General features: G+C 28.6%; 13 protein-coding genes. 9 read left to right on the top strand and 4 right to left on the bottom strand.

Translation table 11 applies throughout. From position 1 onward, the window contains the following. Positions 1-9 precede the first annotated feature (9 nt). Positions 10-1,914 (bottom strand): DNA topoisomerase (ATP-hydrolyzing) subunit B, encoded by a 1,905-nt coding sequence (gyrB, locus tag QIA22_RS02725; RefSeq protein WP_301611616.1) that lies wholly within the window; start codon positions 1,912-1,914, stop codon positions 10-12. Between the two features lie 187 nt (positions 1,915-2,101). Here gyrB and dnaA point away from each other — a divergent pair, with 187 nt between their 5' ends. From dnaA to fbaA, 9 genes are all read left to right on the top strand, one after another. Next, complete coding sequence (dnaA, locus tag QIA22_RS02730; protein ID WP_301611617.1) at positions 2,102-3,568, top strand: chromosomal replication initiator protein DnaA; 1,467 nt, start codon at positions 2,102-2,104, stop codon at positions 3,566-3,568. A 230-nt stretch (positions 3,569-3,798) separates the two neighbouring features. Continuing rightward, on the top strand, positions 3,799-4,956 hold the full coding sequence (dnaN, locus tag QIA22_RS02735; protein ID WP_301611618.1) for a DNA polymerase III subunit beta: 1,158 nt from the start codon (positions 3,799-3,801) through the stop codon (positions 4,954-4,956). Between the two features lie 91 nt (positions 4,957-5,047). Then, positions 5,048-5,347 (top strand): hypothetical protein, encoded by a 300-nt coding sequence (locus QIA22_RS02740; protein WP_301611619.1) that lies wholly within the window; start codon positions 5,048-5,050, stop codon positions 5,345-5,347. Positions 5,348-5,442: 95 nt separating this feature from the next. Then, entirely contained in the window at positions 5,443-5,598 is a 156-nt protein-coding gene (gene rpmH / locus QIA22_RS02745) for a 50S ribosomal protein L34 (protein WP_004789541.1), read from the top strand. Continuing rightward, positions 5,579-5,914: a ribonuclease P protein component gene (gene rnpA / locus QIA22_RS02750; RefSeq protein ID WP_301611620.1), complete on the top strand. Its 336-nt coding sequence runs from the start codon at positions 5,579-5,581 to the stop codon at positions 5,912-5,914. Before rpmH ends, rnpA begins: the two co-directional genes overlap by 20 nt. Positions 5,915-5,925: 11 nt before the next feature. Beyond that, on the top strand, positions 5,926-7,560 hold the full coding sequence (gene yidC / locus QIA22_RS02755; protein WP_301611621.1) for a membrane protein insertase YidC: 1,635 nt from the start codon (positions 5,926-5,928) through the stop codon (positions 7,558-7,560). A gap of 11 nt (positions 7,561-7,571) precedes the next feature. After that, positions 7,572-8,303, top strand: coding sequence for an RNA-binding cell elongation regulator Jag/EloR (gene jag, locus QIA22_RS02760; RefSeq protein ID WP_301611622.1), 732 nt, complete (start codon positions 7,572-7,574; stop codon positions 8,301-8,303). Between the two features lie 45 nt (positions 8,304-8,348). Beyond that, positions 8,349-9,416: an NAD-dependent epimerase gene (locus QIA22_RS02765; protein WP_301611623.1), complete on the top strand. Its 1,068-nt coding sequence runs from the start codon at positions 8,349-8,351 to the stop codon at positions 9,414-9,416. Positions 9,417-9,580: 164 nt separating this feature from the next. After that, the gene (gene fbaA, locus QIA22_RS02770; protein ID WP_301611624.1) at positions 9,581-10,660 is read left to right on the top strand and encodes a class II fructose-bisphosphate aldolase; all 1,080 of its coding nucleotides are present in this window, start codon (positions 9,581-9,583) and stop codon (positions 10,658-10,660) included. A 454-nt stretch (positions 10,661-11,114) separates the two neighbouring features. Here fbaA and aspS read toward each other — a convergent pair whose 3' ends face one another. The 3 genes from aspS to QIA22_RS02785 are packed head-to-tail and all read right to left on the bottom strand — an operon-like array spanning position 11,115 to position 15,253. Continuing rightward, positions 11,115-12,875 carry an aspartate--tRNA ligase gene (gene aspS / locus QIA22_RS02775; RefSeq protein WP_301611625.1) on the bottom strand — a complete coding sequence of 587 codons (1,761 nt, stop codon included), beginning with the start codon at positions 12,873-12,875 and terminating at the stop codon, positions 11,115-11,117. Positions 12,876-12,878: 3 nt separating this feature from the next. Continuing rightward, a complete protein-coding gene (locus tag QIA22_RS02780; RefSeq protein ID WP_301611626.1) occupies positions 12,879-14,984 on the bottom strand; it encodes a cation:proton antiporter domain-containing protein in 2,106 nt (701 codons plus the stop codon). Then, entirely contained in the window at positions 14,981-15,253 is a 273-nt protein-coding gene (locus tag QIA22_RS02785) for an HPr family phosphocarrier protein (RefSeq protein WP_301611627.1), read from the bottom strand. The genes QIA22_RS02780 and QIA22_RS02785 overlap by 4 nt, the downstream gene beginning before the upstream one ends. Positions 15,254-15,260 lie beyond the last annotated feature (7 nt).

Here is a 15,260-nt window from a genome sequence, read left to right on the forward strand (position 1 = left end):
ACGCTCCAATTACACATCAAGATTAATTACATTAAGTGCATTCTGTTCAATAAATTCTTTTCTAGGTTCAACTAAATCTCCCATAAGAGTAACAAAAATTTTTTCAGCTTCAATAGCATCATCTATATTCATCAATCTCATTTTTCTTCTAGCAGGATCCATAGTCGTTTCCCAAAGCTGCGTTGGATTCATCTCTCCAAGCCCTTTATATCTCTGAAGAGAAATACTATTGCGATTTTTAGTTTCAATAGAATCTAAAAATTTTTCTTTTTCCTTCTCTTCATAAAAATAATAAATACGATTGTCATACTTTATTTTATAAAGAGGAGGCATGGCTATATATATATAACCATTTTCAATTAAATCTCTCATATATCTAAAGAAAAAAGCTAAAAGCAAAGTTCTAATATGAGATCCATCAACATCAGCATCTGCCATAATAATGACCTTGTGGTAACGAAGCTTTGTAATATCAAAAGTTTTACCAACCCCTGCACCAAGAGATGCAATTATGGGAATAAGCTTATCATTGGTAATTACCTTATCTTCTCTCGTTTTCTCAACATTAAGCATTTTTCCCCATAATGGCAAAATGGCCTGAAAAAATCTATTTCTACCCATTTTAGCACTTCCTCCAGCAGAATCACCCTCTACAATATAGATCTCTCTTTCCAAAGGATTTTTAGAAGCACAATCGGCTAATTTTCCAGGCAATGCCAAGCTTTCAAATGCATTTTTTTTTCTTTCTGATTCTCTTGCTTTTCTTGCAGCTTCACGAGCACGAGCAGCTTTTATCGCTTTTCCAAGAATAATGTCTATTTCTAAAGGATTTAAATTAATAATTTTCAATAAATGCTCATATACAATAACCTCAACTATTTTTCTTATCTCAGAATTACCAAGCTTACTCTTTGTTTGGCCTTCAAATTGAGGTTCTGGAACTTTAACAGAAATAACAGCTGTAAGCCCCTCTTTAAAATCATCTCCTGTAAGATTTGGAACATCTTTTTTGCTTATTTTTGAATTTTTAAAAGCTTCGTTCATGGCCTTAGTAAGGCCACTTCTAAAGCCCATAACATGAGTCCCCCCTTCTCTTGTATTAATGTTATTAACAAAAGAAAGAATGTTGTCAGAATAGCTCTCGGTCCATTTAAGCCCTACATTAACAATAACATCATTAATAAACCCATCAATATAATAAGGTTCTGATTGAAAAGCTTTGCTGTCATTGGTTAAATAATCTACAAAAGATTTTATCCCACCCTCAAAATAAAATTTCGAAGATTTTTCTTTACCAATTCTTTTATCTTCTATTGAAATACATATTTTATCGTTTAAAAAAGCAAGCTCTTTAAGCCTTTTTTCAAGAACATCAAAATTATAATCTAAAGTTTCAAAAATTTCAGAATCTGCCAAAAAAGTAACTTTGGTTCCCGTAATAGAAGATTCCCCCACAACTTCTACTTTAGAGGTTGGAATACCTTTTGAAAAAGTTTGCCTAAAAATTTTCCCATCCCTATTAACATAAACCTCTAAAAACGAAGACAAAGCATTTACAACCGAAATTCCAACACCATGAAGCCCCCCAGAAACTTTATAAGTGCCTTTGTTAAACTTACCACCAGAATGTAGCTTTGTTAAAACAAGTTCAAGGGCGCTAATACCCTCCTCTTCATGAATATCGGTAGGAATCCCTCTCCCATTATCAATAACGGTTATAGTATTATCTAAATTAATAATAACATCTATTATATCACAAAATCCAGCTAAAGCCTCATCAATACTATTGTCAACTACTTCATAAACCAAATGGTGCAACCCATTAACAGAAACAGAGCCTATATACATGCCAGGCCTTTTCCTAACAGCCTCAAGTCCTTTTAAGACCTGAATGTTACTAGCAACATAATTCATAAACCTTCCATTCATTTAATCAAAATCTAGACACAGATAAATTCTACATTAAAAAAAAAATAATATCTATTACATACAAAGTACCAAAAACTTTTTAAAATTAACAAACAATTTAGATAGAATCTTAATCTAAGATTATACTATATAATGTTAAAAGTATAGTGCTAAAACCAACAAGGACAAAACAATGGAAAAATCAAAAAATATATGGAGCTTAATTTTAACAGAAATAAAAAAAGAACTATCAGAAGAAGAGTTTTATGTTTGGTTTGAAAATTTGTGTTTTTTAGAATCAATAGGTGACAACATTAAAATATCTACTCCAAATTTATTTCACAAAAATCAAATAGAAAAAAGATTTACAAAAAAAATTAAAGAAATCCTCACAAAAAATAGCTACAATAACGTAGTCATTGAATTTACAAATCAACCGCCCAAAACCCATTCTAACAAACAAGAAAGCAAAAAAATGGCTTTTAACGAAACTTTTCCAAATTTCGACAAACTTAAAGAAAAAAAAATCCTTAAAGAGCCTATTCAAAGTATTCAAGATCGTATAAAAATGTATATTAAAGAAAAAGAAGAGCCCACAAATTTTAAAAATCCCTTTCTTAAAAAAAGATATACATTTGAAAATTTTATCATAGGACCAAATAATAAACTTGCATACAATGCTAGCTTGTCAATCTCAAAAAATCCTGGAAAAAAATATAATCCATGTTTAATTTATGGTGGAGTTGGACTTGGAAAAACACATTTGCTTCAAAGCATAGGAAACAAAACAGAAGAATTGCATCATAACTTTAAGATATTATATGTCACAGCTGAAAATTTTTTAAATGAATTTGTAGAAAGCATAAAGACACACGAAACAAAAAAATTTAAAAAAAAGTACAGATACTTAGACATGCTGCTTATAGATGATATTCACGACTTACAAAAAAAAGAAGGTATACAAGAAGAGCTTTTTCACACATTTAATGCACTTTATGAAGACAATAAACAATTAGTATTTACATGTGACCGGCCTCCTTCTGAACTTACAAATTTTACAGATCGACTAAAAAGTAGATTCACAAGGGGACTAAATGTTGATATATCAAAACCCAATTTTGAATTCAGAGTAGCTATTGTCGAAAAAAAAGCAGAAGAGGATGGTATAAAGGTTCCTAAAGATATACTAAATCTGGTTGCTCAAAAAGTTACAACAAATGTAAGAGACCTTGAGGCTGCCGTAACAAAACTAAAAGCATATATAGATTTAGACAATATAGAAATTGACATTGACATTGTTGAAAAAATAATCAAAGAAATAATAATTTACGAAAAAGAACCAACCAATGAATCAAGCAATAAAATTAATATTGAAAATATAAAAAAAATACTCTTAAGAGAATTAAAAATTACACACAAGGATATTGAGGGGCATAGTAAAAAACCAGAGATAACAAAAGCTAGACATATTTATGCATACCTTTTGAGGAATTTTACAGGGCTATCAACAATTGAAATTGGGAAAATTATTGGAGGGAAAACCCACTCAACAGTGCTTTATTCAATAAATAAAATAAATAGAGATAGAAATAATGACAAAGAAATTAACAATTTAATCACAGAACTTATGAACAAAATAAAAAAAAATAAACCTAATTGAAAAATTAAGAATTCTTTTAAACAATTAAAACAAACAATTTATCAAAAATACAACAAAAAAACAACCGATAATTTAACAAGGTATTTCCTTATATTAAATAGCATTATATGCAATTAGACAATCAAACAGAAACTTACTACTATTACTACTATATATTTATAAAAACTAAAAATGAAAAATTTATGAAATCTTACAAAGATAAAATGTAATAAAATATACAAGGAGGCATTATGCTAAATAACACATTTTTTATTTGCAAAACAAATCAAATTATAAATGAGATAGAAAAAGCAAAGGGAATAATATTGAACAGAAACATGAATGATATTTGGAGTGCGTTGTTAATAGAGGTCAAAAAATCTAATCTCATAATTAAATCAACAGACAGAAATATTTTTTTTGAAAGTACAATTTCAATTGTTTCAGAAACAGATTTTAAGGTATTAATTAATGCTTCAAATTTTTATGACGCAGTAAAAGCATTCAGTTTTTATAAGAAAATCAAAATAGTTTTTAATGAAAATAATAGTAAATTAGAAATTATGGGTGAGTTAAAAGATGAAAAAGAAGAATATGAAGATCATTTAAAAGAACCTACTTTTTCATACGAAGAAATTGAAAATTACAATTATGATATGGTTAATGAAGATTACACTTTTGAAATTGAAATAAAACAAAAATCTTTTAAAAAAATGATAAATAGAATAGCTTTTTCAGCTCATCTTGATGAATCCAAGAATGTATTAAATGGTGTGTATTTTACAAAAGATGAAGATTCTAATTTGCTGCTTGTTTCTACCAATGGACACAGAATGTCTATCTGTAAAACAGAAGTCATGGTTGAAGAAGATGTGGATTTTATAGTTCCTGTAAAAATATTTAATTTTTTAAAACATCTTATGTCAGGAGAAGGCATGGTCAAAATAAAATCTTCGGATAAAAAATTTTATGTTGAATTTGATAATTATAAAATAGCTTGTAGTTTGATTAATGGTAATTATCCGGATTATAAGAGCATTATACCTAAGGAACAAAAGAATAAATCTTTGGTTTCGCTAAGCATTCTAAAAGATAGACTTGCAAGAGTCAATTTGTATGTTGATAAATCAAGAAAGTTGGTTCTAGCTTTTTCTGAGCTTCAATTAAAACTTCTTGGAGAAGATTTGATTACTGGAAGAAAAGGTGAATTTTTTATTAAAGATCCGAACTATCTGTATGACGGAGCAGATGAGGTTGTGGCTATTAATATTTCATATTTTGTTGAAGCTGTTAATGTTTTTGAAACTTCAAAGATAGAAATACAATTTAATTCGGGCAATGTATTTAAATTGAGTGAACCTGAAAATTTCAATTTTATGCACTTGATAATGCCGATGTCTTTAGGTTAAGGTGAATTATTAATGTTATTTTTGAATATTAAAATAAGACTTTCTAAGTTTATTTTATATTGTTTTTTGCATTGTGGTATAAGAAATTGCTATGAGTGACTCTGCTTTTAAAAAAATAGGGAATGTTCTTAAAGATTATTTAGAATCCAATTTGCTTGTTAATAAAAAAATAAGTTCAAAATTATTGATTACTGATAGATGGAATCAGATTTTTGAGACTTTATCAGATGATGTGAAATTTTTAGATTTTAAAAATGAGCAGATCCTTTTTCTTGAGGTAAGTAATTCAAGTATTTTATATAGTATATCAATCAATAAGTCAAAGATAATGAATTCAATAAAAGAATTAACGGGAATTAAAATAATAGATATAAAGGTTTTGGTAAAGTGATTATTATTGACAATCGCATTTATATGCTATACCATGGTAGTGTTCAACTTTCAGCTTAGTGGCATAAATAAAATTGTTTTTAATGGAGGAGTGTTTTGAAAAGGACTTATCAACCCAGTCGTGTAAAAAGAAATAGAAAATTTGGGTTTAGAGCTAGAATGAAAACTAAAGGTGGAAGACTTATTCTTTCAAGACGAAGAGCAAAAGGAAGAATAAAATTAACTGTTTCTGATGAGAAAAAGAAATATTAGTCTAAAATCAAAAATAGAAATTCAAAAAATTTTCAAAGAAGGCAATCTGATTAGATTTAGCAATCTTAATCTTAAAATGTTTTATAAATCAAATCATTTGGTTTATTCTAGAATTCTTGTTACCTTTTCTAAAGGTTTTAGGGGATCTGTTAAAAGGAATCGCATTAGAAGGCTTTTTAAAGAAGCTTTTAGAAAAAGATTAGAATTATTAGAAGGAATTGCTTTGGATATTATTTTTGTAGTTTCTTACAACGGGTTAACTTTGACTTATTTTAGTATTGAATCTCTTATGAAAAGTTTGGTTTTAATGGTGTGAAAGGGGCACAAGTGAATCAAGGTAGAAAAATTTTAAGGACAGTTTATTTGTCTTTATTTTTAATAGGTCTTTTCATGCTCATTAATGATATTTTTTCTTCAAACATTTTAAGTCCTAAGTCTTCTGACAAAGAAGTTCAGTTTGATTTAAACAAAAGCTTTGATGATAATGAGATGTTTTCAAGTAAGAGCAATAATTTTAATTTGATTAATAAGTCTCAAGATATTGTTGTAGAAACGGGGATATATGTTGCTACTTTTTCTACATTTAGAGGAAATTTGGTTTCATTAAAGCTTAAAAATCATTTAAATTTGGAAAAAGATCCTACAGATCTGATTAATATTGATTACAAAAATGAAACTTTTTTTGATGTTAGTTTTGACCATTTAGTAGAAGATTTGTTTTTGTATAAAAAGATAGATGATTTTAATCATGAATTTAAAGCTTATTTTAAAAATAATGGTAAAACTTATGAATATGTAAAGAAGTATACATTTTCGAAAAAAAATGAGTATTTGATGAAATTTAAAGTTACTGTAAATGGTTTTGGGGATTATAACTTATTTGATATTGATTCTTATAAAGTTATTTTTAGTTCTGAGATTGAAAGGTTGAGTGATAAAGCAAAGCTACAATATAATAATTATTTATCTCAAATAATTTATTATGATAATAAGCTTAAATATGGTAAAGATGGTCTAAGAATTAGCAATCCTAGATGGCTTGGTTCTAGTACTAAGTATTTTGGGGTATTGGTTTCTAAAGAAAATATGGAAGTTGAGTTTAAGAAGGAAAGAGGAATCCTTAAATCGTTTATTATTAATGATGTTAGAAATAAAAAAAATATTAGCGATGAGTTTTTTATTTATGCTGGACCTAAGGATAATAGATATTTAGACGTTTTTGACAAGAGTGGTGATAATACCTTTGGTTTATCTGACATTTCTTTTGGAATGTCAGTGGAAAAGAGCTTGTGGTATTTAATTCAAGTTCCTATGCAAATGGTAATGCAAGTTTTTTATAATGTTATTCCTAATTGGGGGCTTTCAATTATTTTTTTGACAATTGTTGTTAGAATACTTATATTTCCTTTGACGTTTAAGGGATTTAGAGCTACTGCAGAGCTTTCCAAGCTTCAGCCTAAAATGAAAGAGCTTCAAGTAAAGTTTAAGCATGATCCTAAAAAATTGAATGAAGAGATGGGAAGGCTTTATAAAGAAGAAGGAGTTAATCCTCTTGGAGGGTGTTTCCCTGTAATTTTACAGCTTCCTATATTTTTTGCTCTTTATTCACTTGTAAATAATTTATTTTTATTAAGAGGAGCTAGTTTTATTCCAGGATGGATCGATGATTTATCTATTGGTGACAGTGTATATCATTTTGGATATAAGCTTTATTTTGTTTCTTGGACCGATATTAGAATTTTGCCCTTTATTATGATGTTTACTCAATTGGGATCCACAATTGTTAGTTCTAATATGGATTTAAAAAATCTTGGAGCACAGCAGAAGTTTTTATATTTTGGAATGCCTATTATGTTTTTTTTCATACTTTACAATATGCCATCAGGGCTTTTGATATATTGGATTACAACAAATATTTTTACTATTTTGCAGCAATACTATATAAAGATGCATTTGTCTTAAGGGGGAATAATATGAGCTATGAATTTTACGGAAAAACCGAACAAGAAGCAATAAAGAAAGCAATGAGAGATCTAGAATTAAAAGAAGGCGAGTTTGATGTAGAAATTTTAGATAAAGAAAGAGTTGGATTTTTATTTAAGAAAGAAATGATTAAAATAAGGGTTTCTCCTCATGTAAAGGAGAAGATTAAAAAAGGCGGTTTTGAAATTAAAATTGGTGATAAAATTTGTGATAAAATTTTAGAATTTGTAAAAGAAATGCTAATTAAAATGGGATATTCTGTACATTTGACAATAGAGCTCAAAGAAGGGGGATATGTTAAGATTTCTATTGAAACAGATAGTCCAAATATTTTGATTGGACGAGAGGGTAAAAATTTAGATTCTTTACAGCTTTTAACAAATGTTTATGCCTCTAAGCTTATTGGTGAAAATGGTGCTTTTAATAGGGTCATATTGGATATTGGAGATTATAGAGAACGATTTAAATCTAGGTTTATTAATTTAGCAATAAATTCTTTTCATAAAGTCAAAAGAACCAGGCGCTCTATTTTGTTGCCATCAATGAATCCTTTTGAAAGAAGGATTATTCATACAACTTTAAATCGTTATAGTGACATAAAAACTGAAAGCGAGGGAGATGGAAATATAAAAAGAATAAGAGTCTCTTATGTTAGAAATAATAGGTATGGTATCAATAATTCTCGCAGCTATCAGAAAAGAGATATTGGTTTTAAAAAATAGATTGATGGTGTTGCTTTATGTTGAATTTTAAAGGGGAATAATGGTATGAAAATTTTTTTAACCGGAATTGCAGGGTTTATTGGGTTTCATGTAGCTAAAAAGCTTGTAGAAGAAGGGCATGAGGTTTTAGGCATAGACGTACTAAATGATTATTATGAACTCAAATTTAAGCATGAAAGGTTAGAAGCTTTGGGATTTTGTTCTAAGGATGTCAAAACGCATAAAATTATTAAGAGTGAAAAATATAATAATCTATCTTTTTTTTATCTTGATATCCTAAATAAGGATAAACTGTTAGAGCTTTTTAAAGTTCATGAGTTTACACATGTTTGTCATTTGGCTGCTCAAGCAGGTATTAGAGATAGTCTTGAAAATCCCGATAGCTATGTTTCAATAAATATTGTTGGGTTTTTTAATGTTTTGGATGTGTGCAGGGTTTATAAAGAAAAAATTGAACATTTTGTTTATGCTTCTACGTCATCGGTTTATGGTATAAATGAAAACATGCCATCTAGTGAAGATTCTATTACGGATCATCCTTTAAATTTATATGCAGCTAGTAAAAAATCTAATGAGATGATGGCGCATGCTTATAGTGCATCTTTTAATATTCCCACAACAGGGCTTAGATTTTTCACGGTTTATGGAACTTATGGAAGGCCTGATATGGCTTTATATTTATTTTCAGATGGAATTAAAAATGGCAAGCCCATTAATATTTTTAACAATGGGAATATGGCTAGAGATTTTACATATGTAAGTGACATTGCAGAAGGTGTTTACAAAGTGTTGAAAAATCCAGCTAAGAGTGATTGTAATTTTGATGTTAAAAATCCAAATTCGTCAACATCTTCTTTCCCTTACAGAATATATAATATAGGAACCGGACGCGCAACTAAACTGCGAGATTTTATTAGCGAGCTTGAAGCAAATTTTGATAAAAAGGCTTTAAAAAATTATATGCCTATGCAAAAAGCAGATGTTGTGGAAAGTTGTTGTGATATTTTAAAGCTTAAAAATGATGTTGGGTATGAGGCTAAAATTTCTATTAAAGAAGGAATAAAAGAATTTTCACAGTGGTATAAAATGTTAGAGCCCACCAAGAAGGCTTGATTTTAGTCTTTTTTATGCAAAATGATAGATTTTTAATAAATTTTATATTTGTTTTTGGTTTAATAACTATTTATTTATTGATTTAAATTCAATTCAACTTCTTAGGTGTATAATTTATTATAGGCATTTGATAAAAGAAAAAATAAATAAAAGGAGTGATGTAAATGGGTGTTTTAGACAAGATTAAACCGGGTGTAGTTTATGGGAAGGAGCTACATTTGTTATATGAAATATGTAAAAAGGATGGATTTGCTATCCCTTCTATTAATTGTATAGGAACAAATTCTATTAATGCAGTTTTGGAGGCAGCAAAAGAAATTAATTCTCCTATTATGATACAATTTTCTAATAGTGGTTCTGCTTTTATTTCTGGAAAAGGTTTGAAGATGGAAAAACCACAAGGAGTTTCAATAGCTGGAGCTATTTCTGGTGCTATGCATGTTCATTTAATGGCAGAGCATTATGGTGTTCCTGTTGTTCTTCATACTGATCATTGTGCTAAAAATTTGCTTCCTTGGGTTGAAGGACTTTTAGAGTATGGAGAGAAGTACTATAGTCAGCATAAAAAACCATTATTTTCTTCACATATGTTAGATTTATCAGAAGAACCTATTAAAGAAAATATTGAAATTTCTAAAAAATTCTTAGAAAGAATGGCAAAAATTGAAATGTTTTTAGAAATAGAGCTTGGAATTACTGGTGGGGAGGAGGATGGCGTTGATAATTCAGATAGGGCTATGCATGAACTATTTTCTACCCCTGAGGATATTTATTATGGATATTCAGAACTTTTAAAAGTTAGCCCAAATTTTCAGATTGCAGCAGCTTTTGGAAATGTTCATGGAGTATATAAACCAGGAAACGTTAAACTTACTCCAAAAGTGTTAAAAGATGGTCAAGATTATGTCATATCAAAAACAGGAGTAAATATTGCTAAGCCAGTTTCTTATGTTTTTCATGGAGGTTCTGGATCTACAATTGATGAGATTAATGAGGCACTTTCTTATGGTGTTGTAAAGATGAATATTGACACAGATACACAGTGGGCTGCCTGGGAGGGAGTTTTAAATTATTACAAAAAAAATGAAAATCGTTTGCAAAGTCAATTAGGAGATGGTAAGGACGTTGATATTCCAAATAAGAAATTTTATGATCCAAGGGTTTGGTTAAGAGAAGCCGAGGTTTCTATGAAAGACCGTGTAAAGATTGCATGCAAAAATCTTAATAATATTAATAGGAATTAAATAAAAATTCACTAATTTTTATTTGCAAGCTGCTTTATGAGCGGCTTTTTTATTATTCTAATTATATTTTAGATATTGAATTATAAAATTATTGATTGTTTGATATGTTTTTTATTGTTTATTAGGTATCTTTTTTTGTTATTTTTGTGTATTTTTTCAGAACTTAAAATATATTAATTTATTTTTAAAATTATTATTATTAAATTAGATGCTTTGTTTATGAAACTGTTTTGATTAAAGATTAAGCAAGTAGTAAAATTGTGTTTAAATTTCTAAAAAGGCATTTTGTTTTAGATTGACCTTATGTGTTTGTATATCACTTGTTGTTTGTAATAAATTAAACTTTGAGATTTAATTTCTTGAAAGAATATGAGGCATTAAAAAATTCCAAAGAATATGAGGAATAGCTGATTTTTATAATTTTAAAGGTATCTGGCATAGTTTGCATTATAAACTAAGTGTCATCAGCAACAATACTGATTCCAAGTTCTTTGAGTTGTTTATTTGAGATTTTAGAGGGAGAATTATCAAGAGGGCTTGCTGCAAAAGAATTCTTAGGAAACAGTATTACATCTTTTATTGAAGTTGATTTTGTCATCAACATTAGTAGTCTATCAATGCCAATAGCAATGCCACCATGATTAGGAGGCCCGTATTCTAATGCTTTTAGAAAAAATCCAAATCTATCTTCTGATTTTTCTTTTTGAAATCCTATTATGTTAAAAATTCTTTGTTGAAGTTCTTTATTATGTATTCTAATTGAACCTGAGCCAAGCTCTACACCATTTAAAACAAGATCGTAAACCTCACCTATAGTTTTTTTGGGATTTTTTTCTAAATTGGCAATATATTGCTTTTTGGGAAGCGAGAACATATGGTGAGCTGGCGAATAGGTTTTTGTATTTTCATCATATTCAAATAGTGGAAAATCGTAGACCCATAGAAATTCAAATTTATTTTCATCTATTAGTCCAAGATCATTTGCAATTTTTAGTCTAATTTGACCCATTGCTTTACAGGCAGTTTCCCAGTTATTATTAGCTGTAAAGAAAATTATGTCATTATTTTCTAGAGAATAGGTTTTTATTAAATTCTGCTCTTCTGTTTTTAAAAATTTTGCAATTCCTCCAGAAAATTTATTGTTTTCAATTTTTGTAAAATAAAGCCCCTGTGTTTTATAAAGCTTTGCAATTTCTTCTAAATTATTTATTTTTGTTCTTGAAAACTTATCGGCTTTATTTTTTACTATTAAAATTTTAATTGAGCCTTTGTTTTTTAGAGTATCTTTGAATATATTAAATTCTGAATTTTTTAGATTGCGACTTATATCTTGTAATTCAAGTTCAAATCTAGTATCTGGTTTGTCGCTTCCATATTTGTTCATTGCCTTTTTGTATGTTATTTTTTTAAATTTTTTAGGTAAGTTAACATTAATGCAATTTTTAAATATTAAAAAAAGCATATTTTCTATTAATTTAAAAATATTTTCTTTTTTGACAAAGCTCATTTCAAGATCAAGCTGTGTGAATTCTGGCTGTCTATCTCCTCTTGAATCTTCGTCTCTATAACAACGAGCCATCTGAAAGTATTTATCAAATCCCGCTATCATTATAAGCTGTTTGTAAAGTTGTGGAGATTGAGGTAGTGCATAAAAAGACCCTTTGTGAATTCTTGATGGGATTATAAAATCTCTTGCACCTTCTGGTGTTGATTTTACAAAAGTTGGAGTTTCTAGCTCTAAAAATTTTCTTTTTACTAAAAAATTTCTAATAAGATGAGTAGCTTGAGATCTTAAAATGATTTTGTTTTTCAAAGAATCTCTTCTTAAATCTAAGTATCTATATTCAAGTTTTGAGTTTTCACTTGCATTATTGTCATCTTCTATCATAAACGGCAATTCATTGCACTTTGAGATAATTTCAATGTTTTTTGCCAATATTTCGAAATGTCCTGTTTTCATATTTGCATTTATCATGTTAGGAGGTCTTTTGATCAACAATCCTTGAATTTTAATACAATATTCAAGTTTTATTTTTTCTGCGATCTTTAAAAGGTGTTCTTCGTTTACCAGAACTTGGGCTTTTTCATATCTGTCTCTTATGTTTAGAAAGATAAATTTCCCATGGTGTCTAATTTTTTTTACCCAAGCATTTACTTCAACTTTTTTGTTTATTAATTTTTCATTCAATTCATTACATTTGATGACTTTAAACATAATTCAGCTCACTATTATATTATAAATTTCTTTATCTGTTTTTGCATTTAAAATTTCTTTTTTGTACAAATCAACTTTACCCACAACAGATGCTAAAATTCTAGGGTAGCTAACGTAATCTTTTGCTGGGCACAGTATTAATATAAAAACATGACTTAAGTTCTTGTCAAGAGCATTAAAGTCAATTCCCCCGTGACTTATTCCTATTGCAATATGTATTTTTGATATTAAATTTGTTTTTAAATGGGGAATGGCAAAACCTTCTTTTAGTGCAGTAGTAATTAATTTTTCTCTTTCCATTAAGTCTTGGAATATTCTTTCTTTGTCAATTTCAATGTTTATTACGCTTAGAAGCTCTCTTATTACATCAGCCTTATTGCTTGATTTTAATTCTAGAATAATGTTCTCCTTTTTTATTCTTTTATTTAGGTTGATATTGCTAAGGATTTTATCATAATTTATTGAGTAATCTAGTTTTTTTGCTCTTAGGGAGACTGTTTCAACTTCTTTGGTTATTTTTTCTAGGTTTAAGATTGTTTCTCTAAAAAGATCTTGTATTATAATTAAGTGATTATTTGGGCATTCGAATGTGATTTTACTACCTTCTCGCTTTATTGAGAAGGATATATTGTTTTTTCTTGCATTAATATATTGTGAAGAATCATTTTTAATTTGTTGCGTGTAAAATCCTTCTTTTCTTAGCTCATTTTTAAAGTCCCATATGAGAATTTTGGCTAAATTATCATATTCAAATGATACGCACATGTGTGTATTTTGATCTATTGGGAGTTCTTTTTTAAGCCCGCTTTTATTTATTTTAAATAAAAAATTTATTATGGGTGTTGCAACGATTGTTGGCAAAAATACCATTATTATTATGATTCCAAATATTTTTTGGCTAATAAATCCTGAAGATAATGCTACATTTGCCATAATAAGCGAAACTTCTCCTCTTGGAACCATTCCGGTTGCAATTTTTAAGGCTCCAAGTTTGTTAAATCCCAAAAAGAGTGCTGGAATAAAGCAAAATACACTTTTAGTAATTATTGCTATTGCACTAATTGCTAATCCTAAGATAAGAACTTCTTTTGAGAGTATTTCATTAATATCTGACATAAGTCCAATTGATGTAAAAAAGATCGGTATAAAAAATCTTTCAAAGATTGTTAGTTTATCTTGTATTACATATACAATGTCTGTTTTTGACATGGCAAGTCCAAATACATAAGCTCCAACAACAAAAGACATTCCTAAATTTTGGAAAATGCTTGCAATAGTAAGGGCTAAAGAGAGTGTTATTACGGTTGCTAAGGTGACACTGTTTAATTTTTTCAACAGTCTTGAGAGTGTTTCTGATATGTATATTAAAGAGAAAGTTAAGCATAGCCAAATTACTATGTTTTGAATTATGGTTTTGATCGAGTTTGCTATATCAAGATCTGATATGGATCTTGATATAGTTATTACACTTGTAAGCATAAGCATTGAAAGAACATCATCAATAATTGAGGTTGAAATTATTGTTACTCCTTCTGAGGTGCTCATTTTTTTCTTTGCTGAGAGTATGCTTGCTGCTATTCCTGCTGATGTTGGGGTTCCAATTATTCCAATAAAAAGTGAGGTTGGACTTATTAAAGGAACGTTAAAAATTATGCTTGCCATTAGTACGAAACTTGTGAAGGTGCCAACAACCTCTGTTATTCCAATAATTCCTCCGCGTGGCAAAAATTTGATAAACAATTTTAAGTCAGTTTCAAGCCCTGCTGTGAAAAGCAGTATTATTGAAGCTATGGTAGAAATTGCAAATATTTTTTCATTTATTAAATAATTTTCTCCAATTTGAGTTATTCCTAATGGGAATAATAAAGGTATTTGAATTTTTCCAAAGGCATTTGGACTTAGAATTATTCCTGCTGTTATTTGCCCTATTACTTTTGGAATTCCTATTTTAGCCACTAGATTGCCTATTGAAATAGATGAGATTACAATGATTGCCAGACTCATGACAAAAGCTGACATGTTTACCTCAATGTCGTATTTTGTTGAGTATGAAAATAGAAGATTGGGCAAGTGTATCAATATTGTTATGTAGAAAATTTTTTTATTCATTTATCAAGCTCTTTTGAAAAAGTATATTTTAACAAATTTTCAATTGCCAGTTTTTCTTTTTTTTCTTCGACTGTTATTTTTACTTTTTCTTTGTATATTATTCCCAATATGATAATTTTGATTGTGGACTTTGTGATAGCTTTTCTGCCATCTTTTGTTGTTATTTTTATATCGCACGAAGAGTGATTATTTGCGAATTTAGCAATTATGTTTACCGATCTTGAATGTATTCTATCTTTATTTATTATTTTAATTTCTGCTTTTTGCATTTTTTAC

Source organism: Borreliella kurtenbachii (assembly GCF_030437945.2).
Lineage (GTDB): Bacteria > Spirochaetota > Spirochaetia > Borreliales > Borreliaceae > Borreliella > Borreliella carolinensis.

Bases quoted from the DNA above. Each gene is read 5' to 3' on its own strand.
- gyrB (WP_301611616.1), bottom strand. From the start codon at position 1,914: ATGAATTATGTTGCTAGTAACATTCAGGTCTTAAAAGGACTTGAGGCT.
- dnaA (WP_301611617.1), top strand. From the start codon at position 2,102: ATGGAAAAATCAAAAAATATATGGAGCTTAATTTTAACAGAAATAAAA.
- dnaN (WP_301611618.1), top strand. From the start codon at position 3,799: ATGCTAAATAACACATTTTTTATTTGCAAAACAAATCAAATTATAAAT.
- QIA22_RS02740 (WP_301611619.1), top strand. From the start codon at position 5,048: ATGAGTGACTCTGCTTTTAAAAAAATAGGGAATGTTCTTAAAGATTAT.
- rnpA (WP_301611620.1), top strand. From the start codon at position 5,579: ATGAGAAAAAGAAATATTAGTCTAAAATCAAAAATAGAAATTCAAAAA.
- jag (WP_301611622.1), top strand. From the start codon at position 7,572: ATGAGCTATGAATTTTACGGAAAAACCGAACAAGAAGCAATAAAGAAA.
- QIA22_RS02765 (WP_301611623.1), top strand. From the start codon at position 8,349: ATGAAAATTTTTTTAACCGGAATTGCAGGGTTTATTGGGTTTCATGTA.
- fbaA (WP_301611624.1), top strand. From the start codon at position 9,581: ATGGGTGTTTTAGACAAGATTAAACCGGGTGTAGTTTATGGGAAGGAG.
- aspS (WP_301611625.1), bottom strand. From the start codon at position 12,875: ATGTTTAAAGTCATCAAATGTAATGAATTGAATGAAAAATTAATAAAC.
- QIA22_RS02780 (WP_301611626.1), bottom strand. From the start codon at position 14,984: ATGAATAAAAAAATTTTCTACATAACAATATTGATACACTTGCCCAAT.
- QIA22_RS02785 (WP_301611627.1), bottom strand. From the start codon at position 15,253: ATGCAAAAAGCAGAAATTAAAATAATAAATAAAGATAGAATACATTCA.